The following is a 19,625-nucleotide window of genomic DNA, read 5'->3' as shown; positions in this document are numbered from 1 at the left end:
TATGGTTATTTGAATAAGAAAAACCCCGGGGCAAGCCCCAGGGTTTCAGACAGAGAGCACGTCATGAGCAGCGATGACTTATTTGTCACCCAACTGTTCTGACATGGTATTGCCCGGGTTCGGCGTACGCGGTTCATCGACCGGACGCGGCGCTCGCGGGGTGCCGTTATTGTCAGAATTGTTCGGCGTATTAGGATCTTCCCAGCCTGCCGGTGCGCGAACTTCACGACGGGCCATCAGATCGTCGATCTGCGGCGCATCGATGGTCTCATACTTCATGAGCGCATCTTTCATGGCATGCAGGATGTCCATGTTATCGTTCAGGATCTGGCGAGCACGATTGTAGTTACGTTCAATCAGCGCTTTCACTTCCTGGTCGATGATACGTGCAGTCTCATCGGACATATGCTTGGCTTTAGCCACGGAACGACCCAGGAACACTTCGCCCTCTTCCTCGGCATACAGCAGTGGACCGAGTTTGTCGGAGAAACCCCACTGCGTCACCATGTTACGTGCCAGATTAGTCGCGACTTTAATGTCGTTAGACGCACCGGTAGAAACATGTTCCACACCGTAGATGATCTCTTCCGCCAGACGACCGCCGTACAGCGTTGAAATCTGGCTTTCCAGCTTCTGACGGCTGGCGCTGATCGCGTCGCCTTCCGGCAGGAAGAAAGTCACACCGAGCGCACGTCCACGCGGAATAATCGTCACTTTGTGTACCGGATCGTGTTCCGGCACCAGGCGACCAATAATCGCGTGACCCGCTTCGTGGTACGCCGTTGATTCTTTCTGCGCTTCCGTCATCACCATGGAGCGACGTTCCGCACCCATCATGATTTTGTCTTTCGCTTTCTCGAATTCCACCATCGATACCACGCGTTTGTTGCCACGCGCAGCAAACAACGCGGCTTCGTTCACGAGGTTTGCGAGGTCAGCCCCCGAGAAGCCAGGGGTACCACGGGCAATAATCGCGGCATCAATATCCGGTGACAACGGTACACGACGCATATGCACTTTCAGGATCTGCTCGCGACCACGAACATCCGGCAGACCAACCACCACCTGGCGGTCGAAACGGCCAGGACGCAGCAGCGCAGGGTCCAGAACGTCAGGACGGTTAGTTGCGGCGATAACGATGATACCTTCGTTACCTTCAAACCCGTCCATCTCAACCAGCATCTGGTTCAGAGTCTGTTCACGTTCATCGTGACCGCCACCGAGCCCGGCGCCACGCTGGCGACCCACGGCATCGATTTCATCGATGAAGATAATGCAAGGTGCCGCCTTCTTGGCCTGTTCGAACATGTCACGCACACGAGATGCACCGACACCCACGAACATTTCAACGAAGTCAGAACCGGAAATCGTAAAGAACGGCACTTTCGCTTCACCGGCGATCGCTTTCGCCAGCAGCGTTTTACCGGTACCCGGAGGGCCGACCATCAGGACGCCTTTCGGAATTTTACCGCCCAGTTTCTGGAAACGGCTTGGCTCGCGCAGGTATTCGACCAGCTCCGCCACTTCTTCTTTTGCTTCGTCGCAACCGGCGACGTCAGCGAAGGTGGTTTTGATCTGATCTTCCGTCAGCATACGGGCTTTGCTCTTGCCGAACGACATAGCCCCTTTGCCGCCACCGCCCTGCATCTGGCGCATGAAGAAGATCCAGACGCCAATCAACAGCAGCATCGGGAACCAGGAAATGAAGATAGAAGCCAGCAGGCTCGGCTCTTCCGGCGGTTCACCAACCACTTTGACGTTTTTGGTCAGCAGGTTATCAAGCAGCTTAGGATCGTTAACCGGAATGTAAGTCGTGTAACGGTTACTATCTTTCTTGGTAACGTTGATCTCACGTCCGTTGATACGCGCTTCGCGAACCTGGTCATTATTGACCTCTTGCAGGAAGGTAGAGTATTCCACCTTACGGCTATTCGACTCGCTGGGCCCAAAGCTCTGGAACACTGACATCAGCACAACAGCAATGACCAGCCAGAGTATTAGGTTTTTCGCCATGTCACTCAAGGGATTAACCTCTTATTACAACTGTGTTAAAAACAGCGTCAGGATACTCTATATCCAGCGTCTTTCAAAATTTCACCTGAAATTCACTGTCTATGATTTTCGCCCGGTCGCTACAATGTACACTTCACGCGAACGTGCGCGGGAAGAGTCCGGCTTACGAACTTTCACTTTCGTAAACAGGGAGCGAATTTCCCTTAGGTACTCCTCGAAACCTTCGCCCTGGAACACTTTCACTACAAAACTACCGCCTGGCGCCAGGACATCCCGACACATTTCAAGCGCCAGCTCCACCAGATACATGGCCCGCGGGATATCAACCGCGGGTGTTCCACACATGTTCGGTGCCATATCGGACATGACAACTTGTACTTTACTGTCACCCACACGCTCAAGTAACGCTTTCAGGACTAATTCATCACGAAAATCGCCCTGAAGGAAGTCCACTCCAACGATAGGATCCATAGGTAAAAGATCACACGCGATGATCCGGCCCGTTCCGCCGATTTGCGTGACCGCATATTGCGACCAACCACCGGGTGCTGCACCGAGATCGACCACCGTCATTCCCGGCTTAAAAAGCTTGTCACTTTGCTGTATTTCATCAAGTTTAAACCAGGCACGGGAACGCAACCCCTTTTTCTGTGCCTGTTGAACATATTTATCGCTAAAGTGTTCCTGGAGCCAACGGCTTGAGCTGGCAGAACGCTTTTTACCTGTCATTTAACTTTCCATCCGGTTTCATCGTATACACCGACGTAAATTTCGACGCGGCAATTTGGCGATATTAGGGAGATGGCGGTAGAATGTACCGTTTTCAATCCCAACGTAAGTAAAAATATACGATGAATCTGAGTACTAAACAAAAACAGCACCTCAAGGGTCTGGCACATCCGCTCAAGCCAGTAGTAATGCTTGGCAATAATGGTTTGACCGAAGGGGTACTGGCCGAGATTGAACAAGCGTTGGATCACCACGAGCTGATCAAGATTAAGATCGCCTCTGAAGACCGTGAGACGAAAAGCCTGATCGTGGAAGCTATCGTCCGTGAAACCGGCGCCTGCAATGTACAGGTCATCGGTAAAACACTGGTGCTGTACCGTCCAACCAAAGAGCGAAAAATCTCATTGCCACGCTAAGAATATCCTAAAGTCGCACACAAGGTTGTGTAAAACGAGGGTTCCGCGAGCAGACGAGCAAAATGCCATGCTCTTTACGTTGTTAAAAGGCCGCATAGCGGCCTTTTTCTTATCTTTACAATCTTTCAACACATCATGTGCTGAGTTGAAATCACAGGTATTCCACCTTGATGATTTCGTATTCGACTTCGCCGCCCGGCGTACGGATGACCACAACGTCATCCTGCTCTTTGCCGATCAGGCCGCGTGCGATAGGCGAGTTCACAGAAATCAGATTTTGCTTAAAATCCGCTTCGTCATCGCCCACGATGCGGTAGGTCTGTTCTTCGTCGTTATCGAGGTTCAGAACGCTCACCGTCGCGCCAAAAATCACCCGGCCGTTTTTCGGCATTTTGGTGATGTCGATGACCTGTGCATTAGACAATTTCGCTTCGATGTCTTTGATTCGGCCTTCACAAAAGCCCTGCTGCTCACGCGCGGCGTGGTATTCCGCATTTTCTTTCAGATCGCCGTGCTCGCGGGCTTCGGCGATGGCCGCAATGATTTCAGGGCGACGAACGGATTTCAGGTACTCCAGTTCTTCGCGTAGTTTTTCGGCACCACGTAAGGTCATCGGAATAGCTTGCATTTGTTATACCTCTTTCATCATTCCTTCGAGGAACGGATTGACGCCGTTCCGGAGCTTCCGTCCCGCGAATGGCAGGGCAAAAGCAAAAGAAAACTGACCCGGGGAAAAACCCCAGGTCAGCAGCAATTTTTTCATTTGATACGCATTTTAACCTGAAGTTCACTATGGGTCATCGTTTACTTTTCAGGGCAATGCGCCGTAGTATGGCGGCTGGTTTCCAGGTTGTTAGCGCGGGATTATGCGATTTTCCAGATTTATCATCGGATTGACCACCAGTATAGCGTTCGGTGTGCAGGCGGCGAATGTTGACGAATACGTTAACCAGCTTCCCGCAGGTGCCAATCTTGCGCTTATGGTTCAAAAAGTTGGCGCACCATCGCCAGAGATTGACTATCACGCCCAGCAGATGGCGTTACCGGCCAGTACACAGAAAGTGATTACGGCACTGGCGGCGCTGCTCCAGCTTGGCCCGGACTTTCGTTTTACGACCACACTGGAAAGTAAGGGTAGCGTAGAAAGTGGTGTTCTGAAAGGCGACCTTATTGCCCGCTTCGGTGGCGATCCGACGCTAAAACGTCAGGATATTCGCAATATGGTGGCCGTTCTGAAGCGATCTGGCGTCGAAAAAGTCGAGGGAAATCTCCTCATCGACACCTCTGTTTTCGCCAGCCATGATAAAGCCCCCGGCTGGCCGTGGAACGACATGACGCAGTGCTTTAGCGCCCCTCCCGCCGCCGCGATTGTTGATCGTAACTGTTTCTCAGTGTCGCTCTACAGCGCACAAAAACCCGGTGATCTGGCGTTTATTCGCGTCGCGTCTTACTACCCGGTCACCATGTTCAGCCAGGTGCGAACGCTGGCGCGCGGCTCTGGCGATGCCCAGTACTGCGAACTCGACGTCGTACCTGGCGATCTCAACCGTTTCACGCTGACAGGCTGCCTGCCGCAGCGCAGCGAACCGCTGCCGCTGGCGTTCGCCATTCAGGATGGCGCGGCCTACGCCGGGGCTATCCTGAAAGACGAACTTAAGCAGGCAGGCATCAGCTACACCGGCACACTGCTGCGCCAGACGCTACCCGATGAAGCGGGCACGGTCATCGCCAGCAAGCAGTCGGCGCCGCTGCACGATCTGCTGAAAATCATGCTGAAAAAATCAGATAACATGATTGCCGATACGGTGTTTCGCATGATTGGTCATGCGCGTTTCGGCGTGCCCGGCACCTGGCGCGCGGGCTCTGATGCCGTGCGGCAGATCCTCCGCCAGCAGGCTGGCGTGGACTTAGGAAATACGATCATTGCCGACGGTTCCGGGTTATCACGGCACAATCTGCTCGCCCCGGCAACAATGATGCAGGTGTTGCAGTACATCGCCCAGCATGACAACGAACTGAACTTCATCACCATGCTGCCACTCGCCGGTCACGATGGTTCTCTGCAATACCGTGCAGGTTTGCACGCGGCAGGGGTGGACGGGAAAGTGTCGGCGAAAACAGGATCGCTGCAGGGCGTTTATAACCTTGCCGGTTTCATCACCACCGCCAGCGGTCAGCGCATGGCCTTCGTGCAGTACCTTTCCGGCTATGCGGTAGAGCCGGCCGATCAGCGTAACCGCCGAATTCCGTTAGTTCGCTTTGAAAGCCGGTTGTATAAAGATATTTATCAGAACAACTAATGTAAAAGGCTCCCGTCGGGAGCCTTTTCAACTTAACGCTTGTAGATAAATTCGACGCCTTCTTCGTCGTCTTCGTCCCAGTCTTCATCGTCCTCGACTTCTGTCTCTTCGAGCTGCTCGCGGTGATAGTCGTCCCACATAAACTCGACTTTCTCCGCGACTTTCTCTTCTTCGGTCTGAACAATCGGATTTTCGATGATAAAGGTCATGACGTCCCAGCACAGATCTTTCACGCCGACCTGGCTCGCCGCAGAGATGAGATAGTATTTATCTTCCCAGCCCAGCGCGTCAGCGATGGCTTTCGCCTTCTCTTCCGCCACGGCTTTATCCATCAGGTCTATCTTGTTGAAGACCAGCCAGCGTGGCTTGGAGGCCAGTTTTTCACTGTATTTCTCCAGCTCGCCAGTGATGATGCGGGCGTTTTCCACCGGATCGGAACCGTCGATAGGCTCGAGATCGATGAGATGCAGCAGCACACGACAGCGCTCAAGGTGCTTCAGGAAGCGAATACCCAGACCCGCGCCTTCTGCGGCGCCTTCAATCAGCCCTGGGATGTCAGCGACCACAAAGCTCTTCTCGTTATCCATACGGACAACGCCAAGGCTCGGTACCAGCGTGGTGAACGGATAATCCGCCACTTTCGGCTTCGCCGCAGATACCGCGCGGATGAAGGTGGATTTACCGGCATTCGGCATGCCCAGCATACCGACATCCGCCAGCAGCATCAGCTCCAGTTGCAGGTCGCGCTTGTCGCCCGGTGTGCCCATCGTTTTCTGACGTGGCGTACGGTTGACGGAGGATTTAAAACGGGTGTTGCCCAGGCCGTGCCAGCCGCCCTTCGCCACCATCAGACGCTGACCGTGTTTGGTCATGTCGCCCATGACTTCCCCGGTGCCCTGATCGATAACGCGCGTTCCGACCGGCACCTTCACGGTGACGTCCTGACCGCGTTTACCAGTACAATCGCGGCTCTGGCCATTCTGTCCGCGTTCAGCGCGGAAGGCTTTTTCGAAACGATAGTCGATCAGCGTGTTGAGGTTTTCATCCGCCTCAAGCCAGACGTCGCCGCCGTCGCCGCCGTCGCCGCCATCCGGGCCACCTTTCGGAATGTATTTTTCGCGGCGGAAGCTGACGCAACCATTACCGCCATCACCTGCGACCACAAGGATCGTTGCTTCATCAACAAACTTCATCTTACTCTCCGTAAATCATTCGCCTGAGCGCGGCAACGGAATCACCGCTTCACGCTTGCGCCAGCGTCCCCAAAGACGATGACCAATGGCGGAATACATCGCGCCCGCAACCACGACAAACGCACCGAGATAACCTAAAAGGTTTAACATCGGTCTGGCGAAGAAATCGGGCCAGGCCAGTGACAATAAATCCGAAAATAACAGCGTAAATAAGGGGGTAAGCGTGATTAACGCGCTCACCTGCGCCGCCTGCCAGCGCGCCATGGCTTCTGCCAGCGCACCATAACCCACCAGGGTATTCAAACCGCAGAAAATGAGGCAAGCCAGTTGCCAGTTACTCAGCGCAAATACTTGTCCCGGCGCTGCCAGCGGCAACAATGCTATCGTACATAAAGTGTACAGCAAAAAGAGGATCTGCTGTGACGCCAGACGGCGCAATAACACCTTTTGCGCGACGCCATAACTCACCCACACTGCGGCGGCGGCAACGCCGAAAATCACGCCCCAGGTGTAATCCGTCAGGCGGGTAAAAATTTCAATCAGGCTGGTGTTGAAGAACATCACCAGACCACTGAGCAGCATCAACGCGCCGACCACCTGGGTGCCGCGCATCTTCTCTTTGAGGATGACGACGCTCGCCACCATCATGCCGACCGGCGACAGTTGACCAATCACCTGCGACGCCGTCGGGCTAAGGTATTGCAGGGAAGAGCTGAACAGAATGAAGTTTCCGAACAAGCCGCCCGTGGCAATCGCTAACAGCACCAGCCAGCGCGGTTTTCGAAAAATACGCAGCGGCGGAAGTTTCCCTTTTATCGCCAGGATGGCCCCAAGGCCAATGCTTGCCATCAGAAAGCGATAGAACACCACTGTCGGCGGCTCCATCACTTCAAGCACCTGTTTCATGGCAATGGGCAACGCGCCCCAGCACACGGCTGTGGTGAGTGCCAAAAGAATACCAATGCCGGCCTGCTGCTTCATGCCCGTTTTCCCTACAGAAAATTTTTCGGGTTTCCAATGTAAAAAGCCCCGCAACACGTTGCGGGGCTTTAATCCGTTACCGGACCGAGAAAACCTTACTCAGCAACGATGCTGATGTATTTACGGTTGTTCGGGCCTTTAACTTCGAATTTCACTTTACCGTCTGCTTTAGCAAACAGAGTGTGGTCACGACCGCAACCTACGTTAGTGCCAGCGTGGAATTTGGTGCCACGTTGACGAACGATGATGCTACCCGCCAGAACGGATTCGCCACCGAAACGCTTAACGCCCAGGCGTTTAGCTTCTGAATCGCGACCGTTACGAGTGGAGCCGCCAGCCTTTTTATGTGCCATTTAAATCTCTCCTCAGGTCTTAGGCGCTGATGCCAGTAATTTTCACGTCAGTGAACCACTGACGGTGGCCCTGCTGCTTACGATAGTGTTTACGGCGACGAAACTTAACGATTTTAACTTTCTCGCCACGACCGTGAGCAACAACTTCAGCTTTGATTACGCCGCCATCAACGAAAGGAACGCCGATTTTGACTTCTTCACCGTTTGCGATCATCAGAACTTCTGCGAATTCAACAGATTCGCCAGTTGCGATGTCCAGCTTTTCCAGGCGAACGGTCTGACCTTCGCTTACTCGGTGTTGTTTACCACCACTTTGGAAAACCGCGTACATATAAAACTCCGCTTCCGCGCACGTAATCGTGTGATTCAGAGTGCGCTATAAATATTCACAATAGGGCGCGAATATTACGCAAAACGCGCGCCTTTGACAAGTGTGATCGTCAATCCATGCAGAAAAAAAACACAACTGGCACGGCAACGTTTATCTGGCGCGTTTTTTCAGTACAATCATGTCTACAATTCTAAGGTAAACCCTACGCTTTCTCCTGAGAGTCAGCGGTAAACAGGACATTTAGCCCGGCTTTTGCGATGAATTTAGAAAAAATCAATGAGTTAACCGCGCAAGACATGGCGGGAGTCAATGCGACAATTCTCGAACAGCTCAATTCCGACGTGCAGTTGATCAGTCAACTGGGGTACTACATCATCAGCGGCGGCGGTAAACGCATCCGACCGATGATTGCGGTACTGGCTGCGCGCGCGGTGGGCTACGAGGGTAACGCTCACGTCACCATCGCTGCGCTGATTGAGTTTATCCATACAGCTACCCTACTTCATGACGATGTGGTGGATGAGTCCGACATGCGACGCGGTAAAGCCACCGCCAATGCGGCATTCGGTAACGCCGCCAGCGTGCTGGTCGGCGACTTCATCTATACCCGCGCGTTTCAGATGATGACCAGCCTCGGTTCGCTCAAAGTGCTGGAAATCATGTCCGAGGCGGTCAACGTGATCGCTGAAGGAGAAGTGCTGCAGTTGATGAACGTCAACGATCCCGACATCACCGAAGCGAATTACATGCGCGTCATTTATAGCAAGACCGCGCGGTTGTTCGAAGCGGCGGCCCAGTGCTCCGGTCTGCTGGCGAACTGTACGCCAGAGCAAGAGAAAGGGTTGCAGGATTACGGTCGCTACCTCGGCACGGCGTTTCAGCTGATTGACGATCTGCTTGATTACAGCGCCGACGGTCAGACGCTGGGTAAAAACGTGGGTGATGACCTGAATGAAGGCAAACCGACGCTGCCATTGCTGCATGCAATGCGTCACGGCACTGCAGAACAGGCGGCGATGATCCGCGGTGCCATTGAACAGGGTAATGGCCGGCATTTGCTGGAACCTGTTCTGGAAACGATGGCCTCCTGCGGTTCTCTCGAATGGACGCGGACCCGCGCGGAAGAAGAAGCCGATAAAGCCATTGCCGCACTTCAGGTTCTTCCCGATACCCCCTGGCGTGAAGCGCTGGTCGCCCTTGCCCACATCGCCGTTCAGCGCGATCGCTAATTGACACGTTCTCGTACAAAAGTGCGAGAACGCTCCAATAAAACAATTATCATTTTCTCGTAGTTCCCTGATACCTTGATATTTTCCGAATCTTACATCGCTTTACTTGAACTTTTTAGAACAAATCTTCTTCCGGCGTTATAGTACCCGGGTCGCAGTACGCGGCGACACTCTGATAACGTCAATTACAGGGAGAAAAAATGGATAAGTTTATTGACTGGCATCCGGCAGATATCATTTCGGGATTACGCAAAAAAGGAACGTCACTGGCGGCGGAGTCCCGAAAAAACGGACTCAGCTCGTCGACGCTCGCCAATGCCCTGACCCGACCATGGCCGAAAGGTGAAGTGATTATCGCGACAGCGCTCGAGACCGATCCCTGGATTATCTGGCCGTCCCGGTATCATGATCCCATCACGCATGAGTTTATCGACAGAACGCGCCTGATGCGGCAACGCAAGAAGTAACATGTGGCAGCAACCCCCTTGCCAGCACGGCAGGGGGCTGCGTTTCAGAAAAAAGTGCGTTACTCGCCTTTCACGCGCTCAATGTTTGCGCCCAGCGCACGCAGTTTATCTTCAATACGCTCATAACCGCGATCGATATGATAAATACGATCGACAACCGTGGTGCCTTCCGCAATACACCCTGCCAGCACCAGACTGGCCGAGGCGCGCAGATCCGTCGCCATCACCTGGGCCCCGGACAGCGTTTCAACCCCATGGCAGATAGCCGTATTGCTTTCGATCTCCGCATGCGCACCCATACGAATCAGCTCAGGGATGTGCATAAAGCGGTTTTCAAAGATGGTTTCGGTGATGACACCAGTGCCTTCAGCCACCAGGTTCAGCAACGTGAACTGAGCCTGCATGTCAGTCGGGAACCCCGGATGCGGCGCAGTGCGCACATTCACGGCTTTCGGGCGTTTGCCGTGCATGTCGAGGCTGATCCAATCTTCACCAGTTTCAATTTCCGCACCCGCTTCACGCAGTTTTGCCAGCACCGCGTCCAGCGTATCCGGCTGGGCGTTGCGGCACAGAATTTTACCGCCAGAAATGGCTGCCGCGACGAGGAACGTCCCGGTTTCGATACGATCCGGCAGTACGCGGTACACACCGCCACCAAGACGGGCAACACCTTCGATGGTAATGCGGTCGGTACCCTGGCCGCTGATTTTCGCACCCAGCGTGTTGAGGAAGTTTGCAGTATCGACAATTTCCGGCTCACGGGCCGCATTTTCGATAATGGTCGTCCCTTCCGCCAGTGTCGCCGCGCTCATGATGGTGACGGTCGCGCCCACGCTGACTTTATCCATGACGATGTGCGCGCCTTTCAGGCGGCCATTCACAGACGCTTTGACGTAACCTTCTTCGAGCTTGATTTCAGCCCCCAGTTGCTCAAGGCCGCTGATATGCAGATCCACCGGACGTGCGCCGATCGCACAGCCGCCCGGCAGAGAAACCTGACCCTGGCCGAAACGCGCCACCAGCGGCCCCAACGCCCAGATGGACGCGCGCATGGTTTTGACCAGTTCATATGGCGCGCAGTAGACGTCTACCGGACCAGCGTCAATCCAGACGGAGCCGTTGCGCTCAACTTTGGTGCCGAGCTGGCTCAGCAGTTTCATCGTGGTGTCGATGTCTTTCAGCTTTGGCACGTTCTGGATCTCTACCGGCTCTTCCGCCAGCAGCGTAGCGAAGAGGATAGGAAGCGCGGCGTTTTTTGCACCTGAGATGGTGACTTCGCCCTGGAGCCGCGTTGGCCCCTGCACACGAAATTTATCCATTAATTCTGGTCTCTGTTAAGAATTCACACTTGCCGGAACGTAGTCGCTCCGGCTCAAAAGCCGTTCAGTTTGCGATCGCGTTCCCACTCTTGCGGCGTATACGCTTTGATCGACAGGGCATGGATGCGGTTATCCGCAATGTATTCCATCAGCGGGCCATAAATGGTTTGCTGTTTCTTGACCCGGTTCATGCCGTCAAATAACTCACCCACAGCAATAACCTGAAAGTGACTGCCATCGCCAGAGACGTGGACTTCCTTTAGCGAGAGTGCGTTCATCAGCACTGTCTGAATTTCATGATTTTCCATGGGTTCAAATTTCATCTGGTTGGGTAAACAGCTCATCATCTTAGAGGAAAGTGGCGCTGTCTTAAACAAGCAAAAAGCCCCATTCTGAAAAACAATGGGGCTTTGAATAATAACGTACTGAAAGAATTACGGGATCATATCCGCAGGCAGGTTATATAACTGAGCCAGCGTCTGTACATTTTCGCTTTTTCCGCTAAGGCTGACGGTTCTGCCCTGCGCGCGAATATCCGCAATCAGATGGATGAGTAACGCCAGCCCGGCGGTATCCACGCGGGTCACGCCTGTCAGGTCGATCACCTCCACCTCTTTGGTGGCGTCAGCGCGGGCATGCCACAGCGGCACCAGCCAGTCCTGATCCAGTTCGCCATACAACGATAGACGGCCGTTTTCGCGATTCCAGCTCAGTTCGTTTGCCATTATTTCTTTTGTTCCAGGGTGATCGGCTGTTTTGCGATGGACTGCAGTTGCGTCGTCAGCCCGTCAATGCCTTTGGTACGCAGCAGGTCGCTCCACTCATTTTGCTTGGTGGTGATCATGCTGACGCCTTCCGCGATCATGTCATACGCCTGCCAGTTACCGCTCTGGCTGTTTTTACGCCACTGGAAGTCCAGACGCACCGGCGGACGGCCGTTCGGATCGAGAATGGTCACGCGGATCGGCACGATAGTCGCATCGCCCAGCGGCTGTTCGGGCGCAATCTGATAGGTCTGGCCGTGATACATTGCCAGCGCCTGGCCGTAAGCTTGTTTCAGATATTCACGGAACGCCGCGAAGTACGCATCACGCTGCGCCGGCGTTGCTTCTTTATAGTAACGCCCCAGCACCAGCGCCCCGGCATATTTCACCTGGACATACGGCAACAGCTCCTGATCTACGACCTGACGCAGATAGTCCGGGTTAGAACGAATTTGCGGTTGCTCATTTTTGAGGCGGTCAAACGTCTTCTGCGCCGCCTCATTCATCAGTTTGTAGGGGTTAGACTGGTCGGCTGCATTTGCTGCCGTCAATGGCGCAAGCACCAACATGCCAACCATCAGTAAACGTTTAAACATGTCTTCATTCTCCTGAAATTATTTCGTCGTACCCGCTGCGGACGGTGCTGCGTCAGTATGTCCCTCACCGGCCCCCTGCGCATCGCCAGAATTCTTATTGTCATCGCCTTTACTGTTGTAGAGGAACTGACCGATTAAATCTTCGAGCACCATAGCGGACTTCGTGTCCTGGATGGTGTCACCTTCTTTAAGGATAGACGTTCCCAGTTCCGGGTCTTCAAACCCGACGTTGAGCGCCAGAAACTGCTCGCCGAGCAGGCCTGAGGTGCGAATCGCCAGTGAACTGGTATCCGGGATATGGTTGTAGCGCTGTTCGATATCCATCGCCACGCGCGGCAGATACGTTTTGGAATCGAGGGAAATGTCTGCCACACGGCCAATTACCACGCCGCCAATACGCACCGGGGAACGCGCCTTCAGCCCGCCGATGTTGTCGAACGTCGCATAGAGACGGTAAGTCGGCTCGGTGTGCATCGACGTGACGTTTGCCGCTTTCAGGCAGATGAACAGCGCTGCCAACAGCGCGACCAGCAGAAACACACCCACCCAAATTTCACTTTTTTTCGTTTGCATGAACTCAATTCCCAAACATCAATGCTGTCAGCACAAAATCCAGTCCGAGGACCGCCAGCGACGAGTGCACCACCGTGCGCGTCGTTGCCCGGCTGATCCCGGCCGACGTGGGGATCGCATCGTAACCGTTGAATAACGCAATCCATGTCACCGTAATGGCGAATACCACGCTCTTGATCAGGCAGTTCACCAGATCAAGGCGCCAGTCGACGGCGTTTTGCATCGCCGTCCAGAAAAATCCTGCGTCGATGCCCTTCCAGCTCACACCGACCAGCGAACCACCCCAGACGCCTACCGCCACGAAAATGATCGTCAGCAGCGGCAGGGAGATGATCCCGGCCCACAGGCGCGGTGAAATCACCCGGCGCAGCGGGTCAACCGCCATCATTTCCATGCTCGAGAGTTGCTCGGTAGCACGCATCAGGCCAATTTCCGCAGTCAGTGCCGACCCGGCGCGACCAGCGAAGAGCAGCGCGGCGACCACCGGCCCGAGCTCACGCAGCAGCGACAGCGCCACCAGCATGCCGAGGCTGGTTTCCGCGCTGTACGTGGTCAGCACCAGATACCCCTGCAGCCCGAGCACCATCCCGATAAACACGCCCGAGACAATGATGATAAGCATCGACAACACGCCCACGTTATACAACTGACGAACCAGCAGCGGCGCGTGTTTGCGAAACTCAGGTTTGCCGACGACGGCGTTGAATAACATTAACCCGGCGCGACCAAAGGTGGCGGTGGTTTTAATCCCCCGTCGCCCGAGCGCAGCCAGTGCATTTAACAGCATGAGTCAGTTAACTCCCTGTGCCTGGTAAGAGATCTTGATGATAGTCGCCAGCAGGATAGCGGAACGGCACCGGGCCGTCGGCAATCCCATCCAGGAACTGACGTACCCGGGGATCGCTATTTTCCCGCAGCGACTGCGCGCTCCCCTGAGCGACAATTTTTTTATCCGCCACGATATAGGCGAAATCGGCGATGCTGAGCACTTCAGGAACATCGTGAGACACCACAATGCAGGTCACACCCAGAATGCTGTTGAGCTCGGAAATCAGCTTCACCAGCACGCCCATGGTGATGGGATCCTGACCGACAAACGGTTCGTCGAACATAATGAGATCAGGCTCAAGGGCAATCGCCCGCGCCAGCGCCGCCCGGCGCGCCATCCCGCCGGAGAGTTCCGACGGCATCAGTTTCGCCGCGCCGCGCAGGCCGACGGCTTCGAGTTTCATCATTACCGTACTGTGCAGCAACGCATCCGGCAGATGCGTGTGCTCACGCAACGGGTACGCGACGTTGTCGAAAACGTTCATATCGGTAAACAGTGCGCCGGACTGAAACAGCATACTCATGCGCTTACGCACGGTATAAAGACGAGAACGCGACATTTGCGGTACATTCTCGCCATCAAAGAGGATCTCGCCCGAATCCGGCGGAATTTGCCCGCCGATCAACCGCAGCAGCGTGGTCTTACCGATCCCTGACGGCCCCATGATCGCGGTGATCTTTCCGCGCGGTACCGACAGCGAAATATCATCGAAAATCACGCGGTTGCCGCGGGAAAAGCTGACGCCTCGTATGTCGACTAAATTCGCCTCAGTCTGGCTCATAGGATCATCCTTTATAGACTTCATAAGACAAGCATGACGCGTTATCTCGCCCGAAACCCAACATTTTTACAGAATCTTACCTGTGAGGGTTAGCGAAAGCTGGCATTTGTTTTACTTTTACGGCGCTTAAAGTCAAAATTAAGAGTTCGTTACGTTCTCAGGAACTGCCCTGCGCCGCGGACCCCGATTATACACACAATCATTCATGCTGCATCGAGGCGGCAAGCCTGGGAATCCTCAGGAGCTTACATAGGTAAGTGACTGAGGTGGGCAGGCGCAGCCAACGAAGAGACAGCGTGAAGGATCAAGTGTATATACCTGAAGAAAGGATTTTAGATGCTATTAGCGACGGCTCTGTTAATTATTGGTCTCTTACTTGTGGTCTACAGTGCCGATCGTCTGGTTTATGCCGCGTCGATATTATGCCGGACGCTGGGCATCCCGCCGATTATCATCGGCATGACCGTTGTTGGCATAGGGACATCTTTGCCGGAGATCATTGTGTCCGTCGCCGCCTCCATGCATGGCCAGATTGATCTGGCGATCGGCACGGCGATCGGCTCCAATATCGTCAACATCTTATTGATCCTCGGTCTTGCCGCGTTGCTCCATCCTTTTACCGTGCATTCTGATATCCTGCGCCGCGAAATGCCGCTAATGTTAATCGTGAGCCTGCTGGCGGGCTGTGTACTGTATAATGGCGAACTTTCCCGCATCGACGGCCTGTTTTTGCTCGCCCTTGCCGCGCTCTGGCTGCTGTACATTATTAAGATCGCGCGCCTGGCCGAGCGTCAGGGCAACGACAGTCTGACCCGGGAACAATTAGAAGAACTGCCGCGTGACGGCTCGTTGCCGGTGGCGTTTCTGTGGCTGGGCCTCGCGCTTATCATCATGCCGATGGCGACCCGTATGGTGATCGACAACGCCACCGTACTGGCAAACTATTTTGCCATGAGCGAACTCACCATCGGGCTGACGGTCATTGCGATCGGCACCAGCCTGCCAGAACTGGCGACCACTATCGCGGGCGCACGGAAAGGTGAGGATGATATCGCTATCGGGAATATCATTGGCGCCAATATTTTCAATATCGCCATCGTTCTGGGGCTGCCCGCGCTGATTGCGCCGGGCGCGTTTAACCCACAAGCGTTCACCCGGGATTATGGCGTCATGGTGCTGGTGAGCATCGTGTTCGCACTTCTGTGCTGGCGCCGTCAACGGCAAATCGGCAAGGGCGCAGGCCTGTTGCTGACCGGCGGTTTTATCGTATGGCTGGCGATGCTGTATTGGGTAGCACCGCTTTTCGTGGAATGAATCGGAAAATCAACATGTCGCAAATAGATTTGCAGCCGGGTTTTGACTTTCAGCAAGCAGGGCGTGAAGTCCTGGCGATTGAACGTGAAGGTCTGGCACAGCTCGATCAGTACATCAATCAGGATTTCGCCCTCGCCTGCGAGAAAATCTTCTACTGCAGCGGTAAGGTCGTGGTGATGGGGATGGGCAAGTCCGGGCATATCGGCCGCAAAATGGCGGCGACGTTTGCCAGCACTGGCACCTCGTCATTCTTTGTGCACCCCGGTGAAGCGGCGCACGGCGATTTAGGCATGGTGACGCCGCAGGATATCGTCATCGCCCTGTCGAACTCCGGCGAATCGAATGAGATCCTGGCGCTGATCCCGGTATTGAAACGCCTGCAGGTGCCGCTGATTTGCATCACCAGCCGCCCGGAAAGCAGCATGGCGCGCGCGGCGGATATTCACCTGTGCGTAAAAGTGCCGAAAGAGGCTTGTCCGTTAGGGCTCGCGCCAACCTCCAGCACTACCGCAGCGCTGGTGATGGGCGATGCGCTGGCCGTAGCGTTGCTGGAAGCCCGCGGGTTTACCGCGGAAGATTTCGCGTTATCCCACCCCGGTGGCGCGCTGGGCCGTAAACTGCTGCTGCGCGTGAACGACATCATGCACACCGGCGATGAAATCCCGCATGTCACGAAAGAGGCGTCGCTGCGTGATGCACTGCTGGAAATCACCCGTAAAAATCTCGGGATGACGGCAATTTGCGATGACCAAATGCAAATTCTTGGTATCTTTACCGATGGTGACTTGCGTCGGGTATTTGATACCGGTGCGGACATGCGCCAGCTCAGCATTGCCGACGTGATGACGCCGGGCGGTATCCGTATTCGCCCCGGCACGCTGGCGGTGGATGCGCTCAACCTGATGCAGTCCCGCCACGTGACCTGCGTGCTGGTTGCCGATGGCGACCATTTGCTGGGTGTGGTACATATGCATGATCTCCTGCGCGCAGGCGTAGTGTAATTAAGGAAAGTAGAATGAGTAATGCTGGTGCAATGGTGTCGACCTGCTACGGCCCCGTGAGCGCAGAGGTCATCGCACGAGCGGAAAAAATCCGCCTGCTGATTCTGGATGTAGACGGCGTCCTTTCTGATGGCCTCATTTATATGGGCAACAACGGCGAAGAGCTGAAAGCGTTCAATGTGCGCGACGGCTATGGGATCCGTTGTGTGCTGACTTCCGACGTCGAGGTAGCGATTATTACCGGTCGAAAAGCTAAACTGCTGGAAGATCGCTGCGCGACGCTCGGCATTACCCATCTTTACCAGGGGCAGTCCGATAAGCGTATTGCGTACCGTGAACTGTTGGCAACGCTCGCGCTGTCCCCGGAGCAGGTCGCCTACGTCGGCGATGATCTGATCGACTGGCCGGTGATGGCTGAAACAGGCCTGAGCGTTGCGGTGGCGGACGCCCACCCCCTGCTTCTTCCGCGCGCCGATTACGTCACGCGTATCAACGGCGGACGCGGAGCGGTACGGGAAGTTTGCGATTTGATACTATTGGCGCAGGGCAAGCTTGAGGAAGCCAAAGGTCAATCGATATGAGTAAAACCAGACGTTGGGTTATCATTCTGCTGTCGCTTGTCGTGCTGATCCTGATCGGCGTGAATCTGGCGAGCAATGATGACTCTGAGCAGACCGTGACCAACACCAGTGATCCAACGTACAAGAGCGAGCACACCGATACGGTGGTTTACAGCCCGGAAGGCGCGCTCAACTACCGGCTGATCGCCGAGCACGTCGAGTATTTTTCTGACCAGGCGATATCGTGGTTTACCAACCCGGTGTTGACGACGTTTGATACCGATAAAGTGCCCACCTGGTCAATTAAGGCAGATAAAGCCAAACTCACTAACGATCGTATGCTGTATCTGTACGGCCACGTTGAAGTTAATGCGCTGACGGCAGATTCGCAATTGCGGAAAATTACAACGGATAACGCCCAGGTTAACCTGGTGACTCAGGACGTAACCTCTGATGACCTGGTGACGCTGTACGGGACGACATTTAATTCCAGCGGCCTGAAAATGCGCGGAAATCTACGCAGCAAAAACGCCGAGCTGATTGAAAAGGTTAGAACCTCATATGAAATTCAGAACAAACAAACTCAGCCTTAAGCTTGTCATTGCCAGTGCTCTGCTGGCCGCCAGCGTGCCCGCGCTGGCCTTAACGGGTGATACCGATCAACCGATTCATATTGAGTCCGATCAGCAGTCGCTGGATATGCAAGGCAACGTCGTGACCTTTACCGGCAGCGTCGTGGTGACGCAGGGCAGTATCAAAATCAATGCCGATAAAGTCGTCGTGACGCGTCCGGGCGGTGAGAAAGGTAAAGAGGTGATCGACGGTTTCGGCAATCCGGCCACTTTCTACCAGATGCAGGACAGCGGCAAGCCGGTCAAAGGCCACGCGTCTAAAATGCATTATGAACTGCAGAACGATTTTGTGGTGCTGACCGGTAACGCCTACCTTGAGCAGCTCGACAGCAACATCAAAGGCGACAAGATCACTTATCTGGTCAAAGAGCAAAAAATGCAGGCCTTCAGTGAGAAAGGGAAGCGCGTAACGACCGTGCTGGTTCCGTCTCAGTTGCAGGACAAGAGCAACAACCAGGCCCCGGCGCAAAAGAAGAGTAACTAATTCGTTATGGCAACATTAACTGCAAAAAACCTCGCCAAAGCCTATAAGGGCCGTCGCGTGGTGGAAGATGTCAGTCTGACCGTCAACTCAGGCGAGATTGTCGGTCTGCTTGGCCCGAACGGCGCCGGTAAAACCACCACTTTCTACATGGTGGTGGGCATTGTACCTCGCGATGCGGGCAACATTATCATTGATGACGAAGACATCAGTTTGCTGCCGTTGCATGCGCGCGCGCGCCGCGGTATCGGCTATTTGCCGCAGGAAGCCTCCATTTTCCGCCGTCTGAGCGTGTTTGATAACCTGATGGCGGTGCTGCAAATTCGTGACGATCTGAGCAACGAGCAACGCGAAGATCGCGCGAACGAGCTGATGGAAGAGTTTCACATCGAGCACCTGCGCGACAACCTCGGCCAGTCGCTTTCCGGTGGTGAACGCCGCCGCGTAGAGATTGCCCGCGCGCTGGCCGCTAATCCGAAATTTATTCTCCTCGATGAGCCGTTTGCGGGCGTCGATCCCATTTCTGTTATCGACATCAAACGCATTATTGAACATCTGCGCGACAGCGGCCTCGGTGTCCTCATTACCGACCATAACGTTCGCGAAACGCTGGCGGTGTGTGAACGCGCTTACATCGTGAGCCAGGGCCATTTGATCGCCCACGGCACGCCGCAGCAGATCCTCGAAGATGAGCATGTTAAGCGCGTCTATCTTGGGGAAGACTTCAGACTCTGATAGGGTAAGGGTAACTGACAGCATTCGG

General features: G+C 54.6%; 25 protein-coding genes. 10 read left to right on the top strand and 15 right to left on the bottom strand.

All coding sequences use genetic code 11. The features are described from left to right. Nucleotides 1-78: 78 nt before the first annotated feature. Both ftsH and rlmE read right to left on the bottom strand, forming a co-directional pair. Nucleotides 79-2,013, bottom strand: coding sequence for an ATP-dependent zinc metalloprotease FtsH (gene ftsH / locus QMG90_RS02410; RefSeq protein ID WP_283282562.1), 1,935 nt, complete (start codon nucleotides 2,011-2,013; stop codon nucleotides 79-81). Nucleotides 2,014-2,112: 99 nt separating this feature from the next. Then, complete coding sequence (gene rlmE / locus QMG90_RS02405) at nucleotides 2,113-2,742, bottom strand: 23S rRNA (uridine(2552)-2'-O)-methyltransferase RlmE (RefSeq protein WP_038160905.1); 630 nt, start codon at nucleotides 2,740-2,742, stop codon at nucleotides 2,113-2,115. A gap of 122 nt (nucleotides 2,743-2,864) precedes the next feature. On the opposite strand from rlmE, the gene yhbY reads away from it, so the two are divergent. Beyond that, nucleotides 2,865-3,158: a ribosome assembly RNA-binding protein YhbY gene (gene yhbY / locus QMG90_RS02400; protein ID WP_038160901.1), complete on the top strand. Its 294-nt coding sequence runs from the start codon at nucleotides 2,865-2,867 to the stop codon at nucleotides 3,156-3,158. A gap of 151 nt (nucleotides 3,159-3,309) precedes the next feature. Here yhbY and greA read toward each other — a convergent pair whose 3' ends face one another. After that, nucleotides 3,310-3,786 (bottom strand): transcription elongation factor GreA, encoded by a 477-nt coding sequence (greA, locus tag QMG90_RS02395; protein WP_049848895.1) that lies wholly within the window; start codon nucleotides 3,784-3,786, stop codon nucleotides 3,310-3,312. 3 nt (nucleotides 3,787-3,789) lie between these two features. Next, nucleotides 3,790-3,921, bottom strand: a complete 132-nt coding sequence (locus QMG90_RS02390) for a hypothetical protein (protein WP_283282561.1) — start codon at nucleotides 3,919-3,921, stop codon at nucleotides 3,790-3,792. A 103-nt stretch (nucleotides 3,922-4,024) separates the two neighbouring features. Here QMG90_RS02390 and dacB point away from each other — a divergent pair, with 103 nt between their 5' ends. Further along, nucleotides 4,025-5,458 (top strand): serine-type D-Ala-D-Ala carboxypeptidase, encoded by a 1,434-nt coding sequence (gene dacB / locus QMG90_RS02385; protein WP_283282560.1) that lies wholly within the window; start codon nucleotides 4,025-4,027, stop codon nucleotides 5,456-5,458. Nucleotides 5,459-5,490: 32 nt separating this feature from the next. Here the strand turns inward: dacB and cgtA are convergent, their stop codons facing one another. The 4 genes from cgtA to rplU all read right to left on the bottom strand — a co-directional run bounded on the left by cgtA (nucleotide 5,491) and on the right by rplU (nucleotide 8,316). Beyond that, entirely contained in the window at nucleotides 5,491-6,651 is a 1,161-nt protein-coding gene (cgtA, locus tag QMG90_RS02380) for an Obg family GTPase CgtA (protein ID WP_283282559.1), read from the bottom strand. Nucleotides 6,652-6,666: 15 nt separating this feature from the next. Further along, a complete protein-coding gene (locus tag QMG90_RS02375) occupies nucleotides 6,667-7,632 on the bottom strand; it encodes a DMT family transporter (protein ID WP_283282558.1) in 966 nt (321 codons plus the stop codon). 95 nt (nucleotides 7,633-7,727) lie between these two features. Then, nucleotides 7,728-7,985 (bottom strand): 50S ribosomal protein L27, encoded by a 258-nt coding sequence (rpmA, locus tag QMG90_RS02370; protein WP_003861831.1) that lies wholly within the window; start codon nucleotides 7,983-7,985, stop codon nucleotides 7,728-7,730. 19 nt (nucleotides 7,986-8,004) lie between these two features. Continuing rightward, nucleotides 8,005-8,316 (bottom strand): 50S ribosomal protein L21, encoded by a 312-nt coding sequence (gene rplU / locus QMG90_RS02365; protein WP_003025032.1) that lies wholly within the window; start codon nucleotides 8,314-8,316, stop codon nucleotides 8,005-8,007. 257 nt (nucleotides 8,317-8,573) lie between these two features. On the opposite strand from rplU, the gene ispB reads away from it, so the two are divergent. Together ispB and sfsB are read left to right on the top strand one after the other, a co-directional pair. Further along, nucleotides 8,574-9,545, top strand: coding sequence for an octaprenyl diphosphate synthase (gene ispB / locus QMG90_RS02360; RefSeq protein ID WP_283282557.1), 972 nt, complete (start codon nucleotides 8,574-8,576; stop codon nucleotides 9,543-9,545). A 200-nt stretch (nucleotides 9,546-9,745) separates the two neighbouring features. After that, the gene (gene sfsB / locus QMG90_RS02355; protein ID WP_038160878.1) at nucleotides 9,746-10,012 is read left to right on the top strand and encodes a DNA-binding transcriptional regulator SfsB; all 267 of its coding nucleotides are present in this window, start codon (nucleotides 9,746-9,748) and stop codon (nucleotides 10,010-10,012) included. A gap of 59 nt (nucleotides 10,013-10,071) precedes the next feature. Here sfsB and murA read toward each other — a convergent pair whose 3' ends face one another. From murA to mlaF, 7 genes are all read right to left on the bottom strand, one after another. After that, the gene (gene murA / locus QMG90_RS02350) at nucleotides 10,072-11,331 is read right to left on the bottom strand and encodes a UDP-N-acetylglucosamine 1-carboxyvinyltransferase (protein WP_283282556.1); all 1,260 of its coding nucleotides are present in this window, start codon (nucleotides 11,329-11,331) and stop codon (nucleotides 10,072-10,074) included. Between the two features lie 53 nt (nucleotides 11,332-11,384). Further along, nucleotides 11,385-11,639 carry a BolA family iron metabolism protein IbaG gene (gene ibaG, locus QMG90_RS02345; protein ID WP_038160952.1) on the bottom strand — a complete coding sequence of 85 codons (255 nt, stop codon included), beginning with the start codon at nucleotides 11,637-11,639 and terminating at the stop codon, nucleotides 11,385-11,387. Nucleotides 11,640-11,765: 126 nt separating this feature from the next. Continuing rightward, nucleotides 11,766-12,056 (bottom strand): lipid asymmetry maintenance protein MlaB, encoded by a 291-nt coding sequence (gene mlaB, locus QMG90_RS02340; RefSeq protein ID WP_283282555.1) that lies wholly within the window; start codon nucleotides 12,054-12,056, stop codon nucleotides 11,766-11,768. After that, nucleotides 12,056-12,691 carry a phospholipid-binding protein MlaC gene (mlaC, locus tag QMG90_RS02335; RefSeq protein WP_283282554.1) on the bottom strand — a complete coding sequence of 212 codons (636 nt, stop codon included), beginning with the start codon at nucleotides 12,689-12,691 and terminating at the stop codon, nucleotides 12,056-12,058. The genes mlaB and mlaC overlap by 1 nt, the downstream gene beginning before the upstream one ends. A gap of 18 nt (nucleotides 12,692-12,709) precedes the next feature. After that, nucleotides 12,710-13,264: an outer membrane lipid asymmetry maintenance protein MlaD gene (gene mlaD / locus QMG90_RS02330; RefSeq protein WP_283282553.1), complete on the bottom strand. Its 555-nt coding sequence runs from the start codon at nucleotides 13,262-13,264 to the stop codon at nucleotides 12,710-12,712. Nucleotides 13,265-13,268: 4 nt separating this feature from the next. Beyond that, nucleotides 13,269-14,051, bottom strand: coding sequence for a lipid asymmetry maintenance ABC transporter permease subunit MlaE (mlaE, locus tag QMG90_RS02325; protein ID WP_054179017.1), 783 nt, complete (start codon nucleotides 14,049-14,051; stop codon nucleotides 13,269-13,271). A gap of 7 nt (nucleotides 14,052-14,058) precedes the next feature. Next, nucleotides 14,059-14,874, bottom strand: coding sequence for a phospholipid ABC transporter ATP-binding protein MlaF (gene mlaF, locus QMG90_RS02320; RefSeq protein ID WP_038160864.1), 816 nt, complete (start codon nucleotides 14,872-14,874; stop codon nucleotides 14,059-14,061). A 336-nt stretch (nucleotides 14,875-15,210) separates the two neighbouring features. Here mlaF and QMG90_RS02315 point away from each other — a divergent pair, with 336 nt between their 5' ends. Genes QMG90_RS02315 through lptB form a run of 6 tightly spaced genes read left to right on the top strand, consistent with a single transcriptional unit; the run spans nucleotide 15,211 to nucleotide 19,597 of the window. Then, the gene (locus tag QMG90_RS02315; RefSeq protein WP_283282552.1) at nucleotides 15,211-16,188 is read left to right on the top strand and encodes a calcium/sodium antiporter; all 978 of its coding nucleotides are present in this window, start codon (nucleotides 15,211-15,213) and stop codon (nucleotides 16,186-16,188) included. 14 nt (nucleotides 16,189-16,202) lie between these two features. Continuing rightward, nucleotides 16,203-17,189: an arabinose-5-phosphate isomerase KdsD gene (kdsD, locus tag QMG90_RS02310; protein WP_038160949.1), complete on the top strand. Its 987-nt coding sequence runs from the start codon at nucleotides 16,203-16,205 to the stop codon at nucleotides 17,187-17,189. A gap of 14 nt (nucleotides 17,190-17,203) precedes the next feature. Next, a complete protein-coding gene (kdsC, locus tag QMG90_RS02305; protein WP_283282551.1) occupies nucleotides 17,204-17,770 on the top strand; it encodes a 3-deoxy-manno-octulosonate-8-phosphatase KdsC in 567 nt (188 codons plus the stop codon). Next, nucleotides 17,767-18,342 (top strand): LPS export ABC transporter periplasmic protein LptC, encoded by a 576-nt coding sequence (lptC, locus tag QMG90_RS02300; protein ID WP_038160859.1) that lies wholly within the window; start codon nucleotides 17,767-17,769, stop codon nucleotides 18,340-18,342. Before kdsC ends, lptC begins: the two co-directional genes overlap by 4 nt. Then, nucleotides 18,311-18,865, top strand: coding sequence for a lipopolysaccharide ABC transporter substrate-binding protein LptA (gene lptA, locus QMG90_RS02295; RefSeq protein ID WP_283282550.1), 555 nt, complete (start codon nucleotides 18,311-18,313; stop codon nucleotides 18,863-18,865). Before lptC ends, lptA begins: the two co-directional genes overlap by 32 nt. Nucleotides 18,866-18,871: 6 nt before the next feature. Continuing rightward, on the top strand, nucleotides 18,872-19,597 hold the full coding sequence (gene lptB / locus QMG90_RS02290) for an LPS export ABC transporter ATP-binding protein (protein ID WP_038160853.1): 726 nt from the start codon (nucleotides 18,872-18,874) through the stop codon (nucleotides 19,595-19,597). Nucleotides 19,598-19,625 lie beyond the last annotated feature (28 nt).

Source organism: Trabulsiella odontotermitis (assembly GCF_030053895.1).
Taxonomy (GTDB): Bacteria; Pseudomonadota; Gammaproteobacteria; order Enterobacterales; family Enterobacteriaceae; genus Trabulsiella; species Trabulsiella odontotermitis_C.
This window is presented reverse-complemented; position numbering and strand designations above follow the sequence as displayed.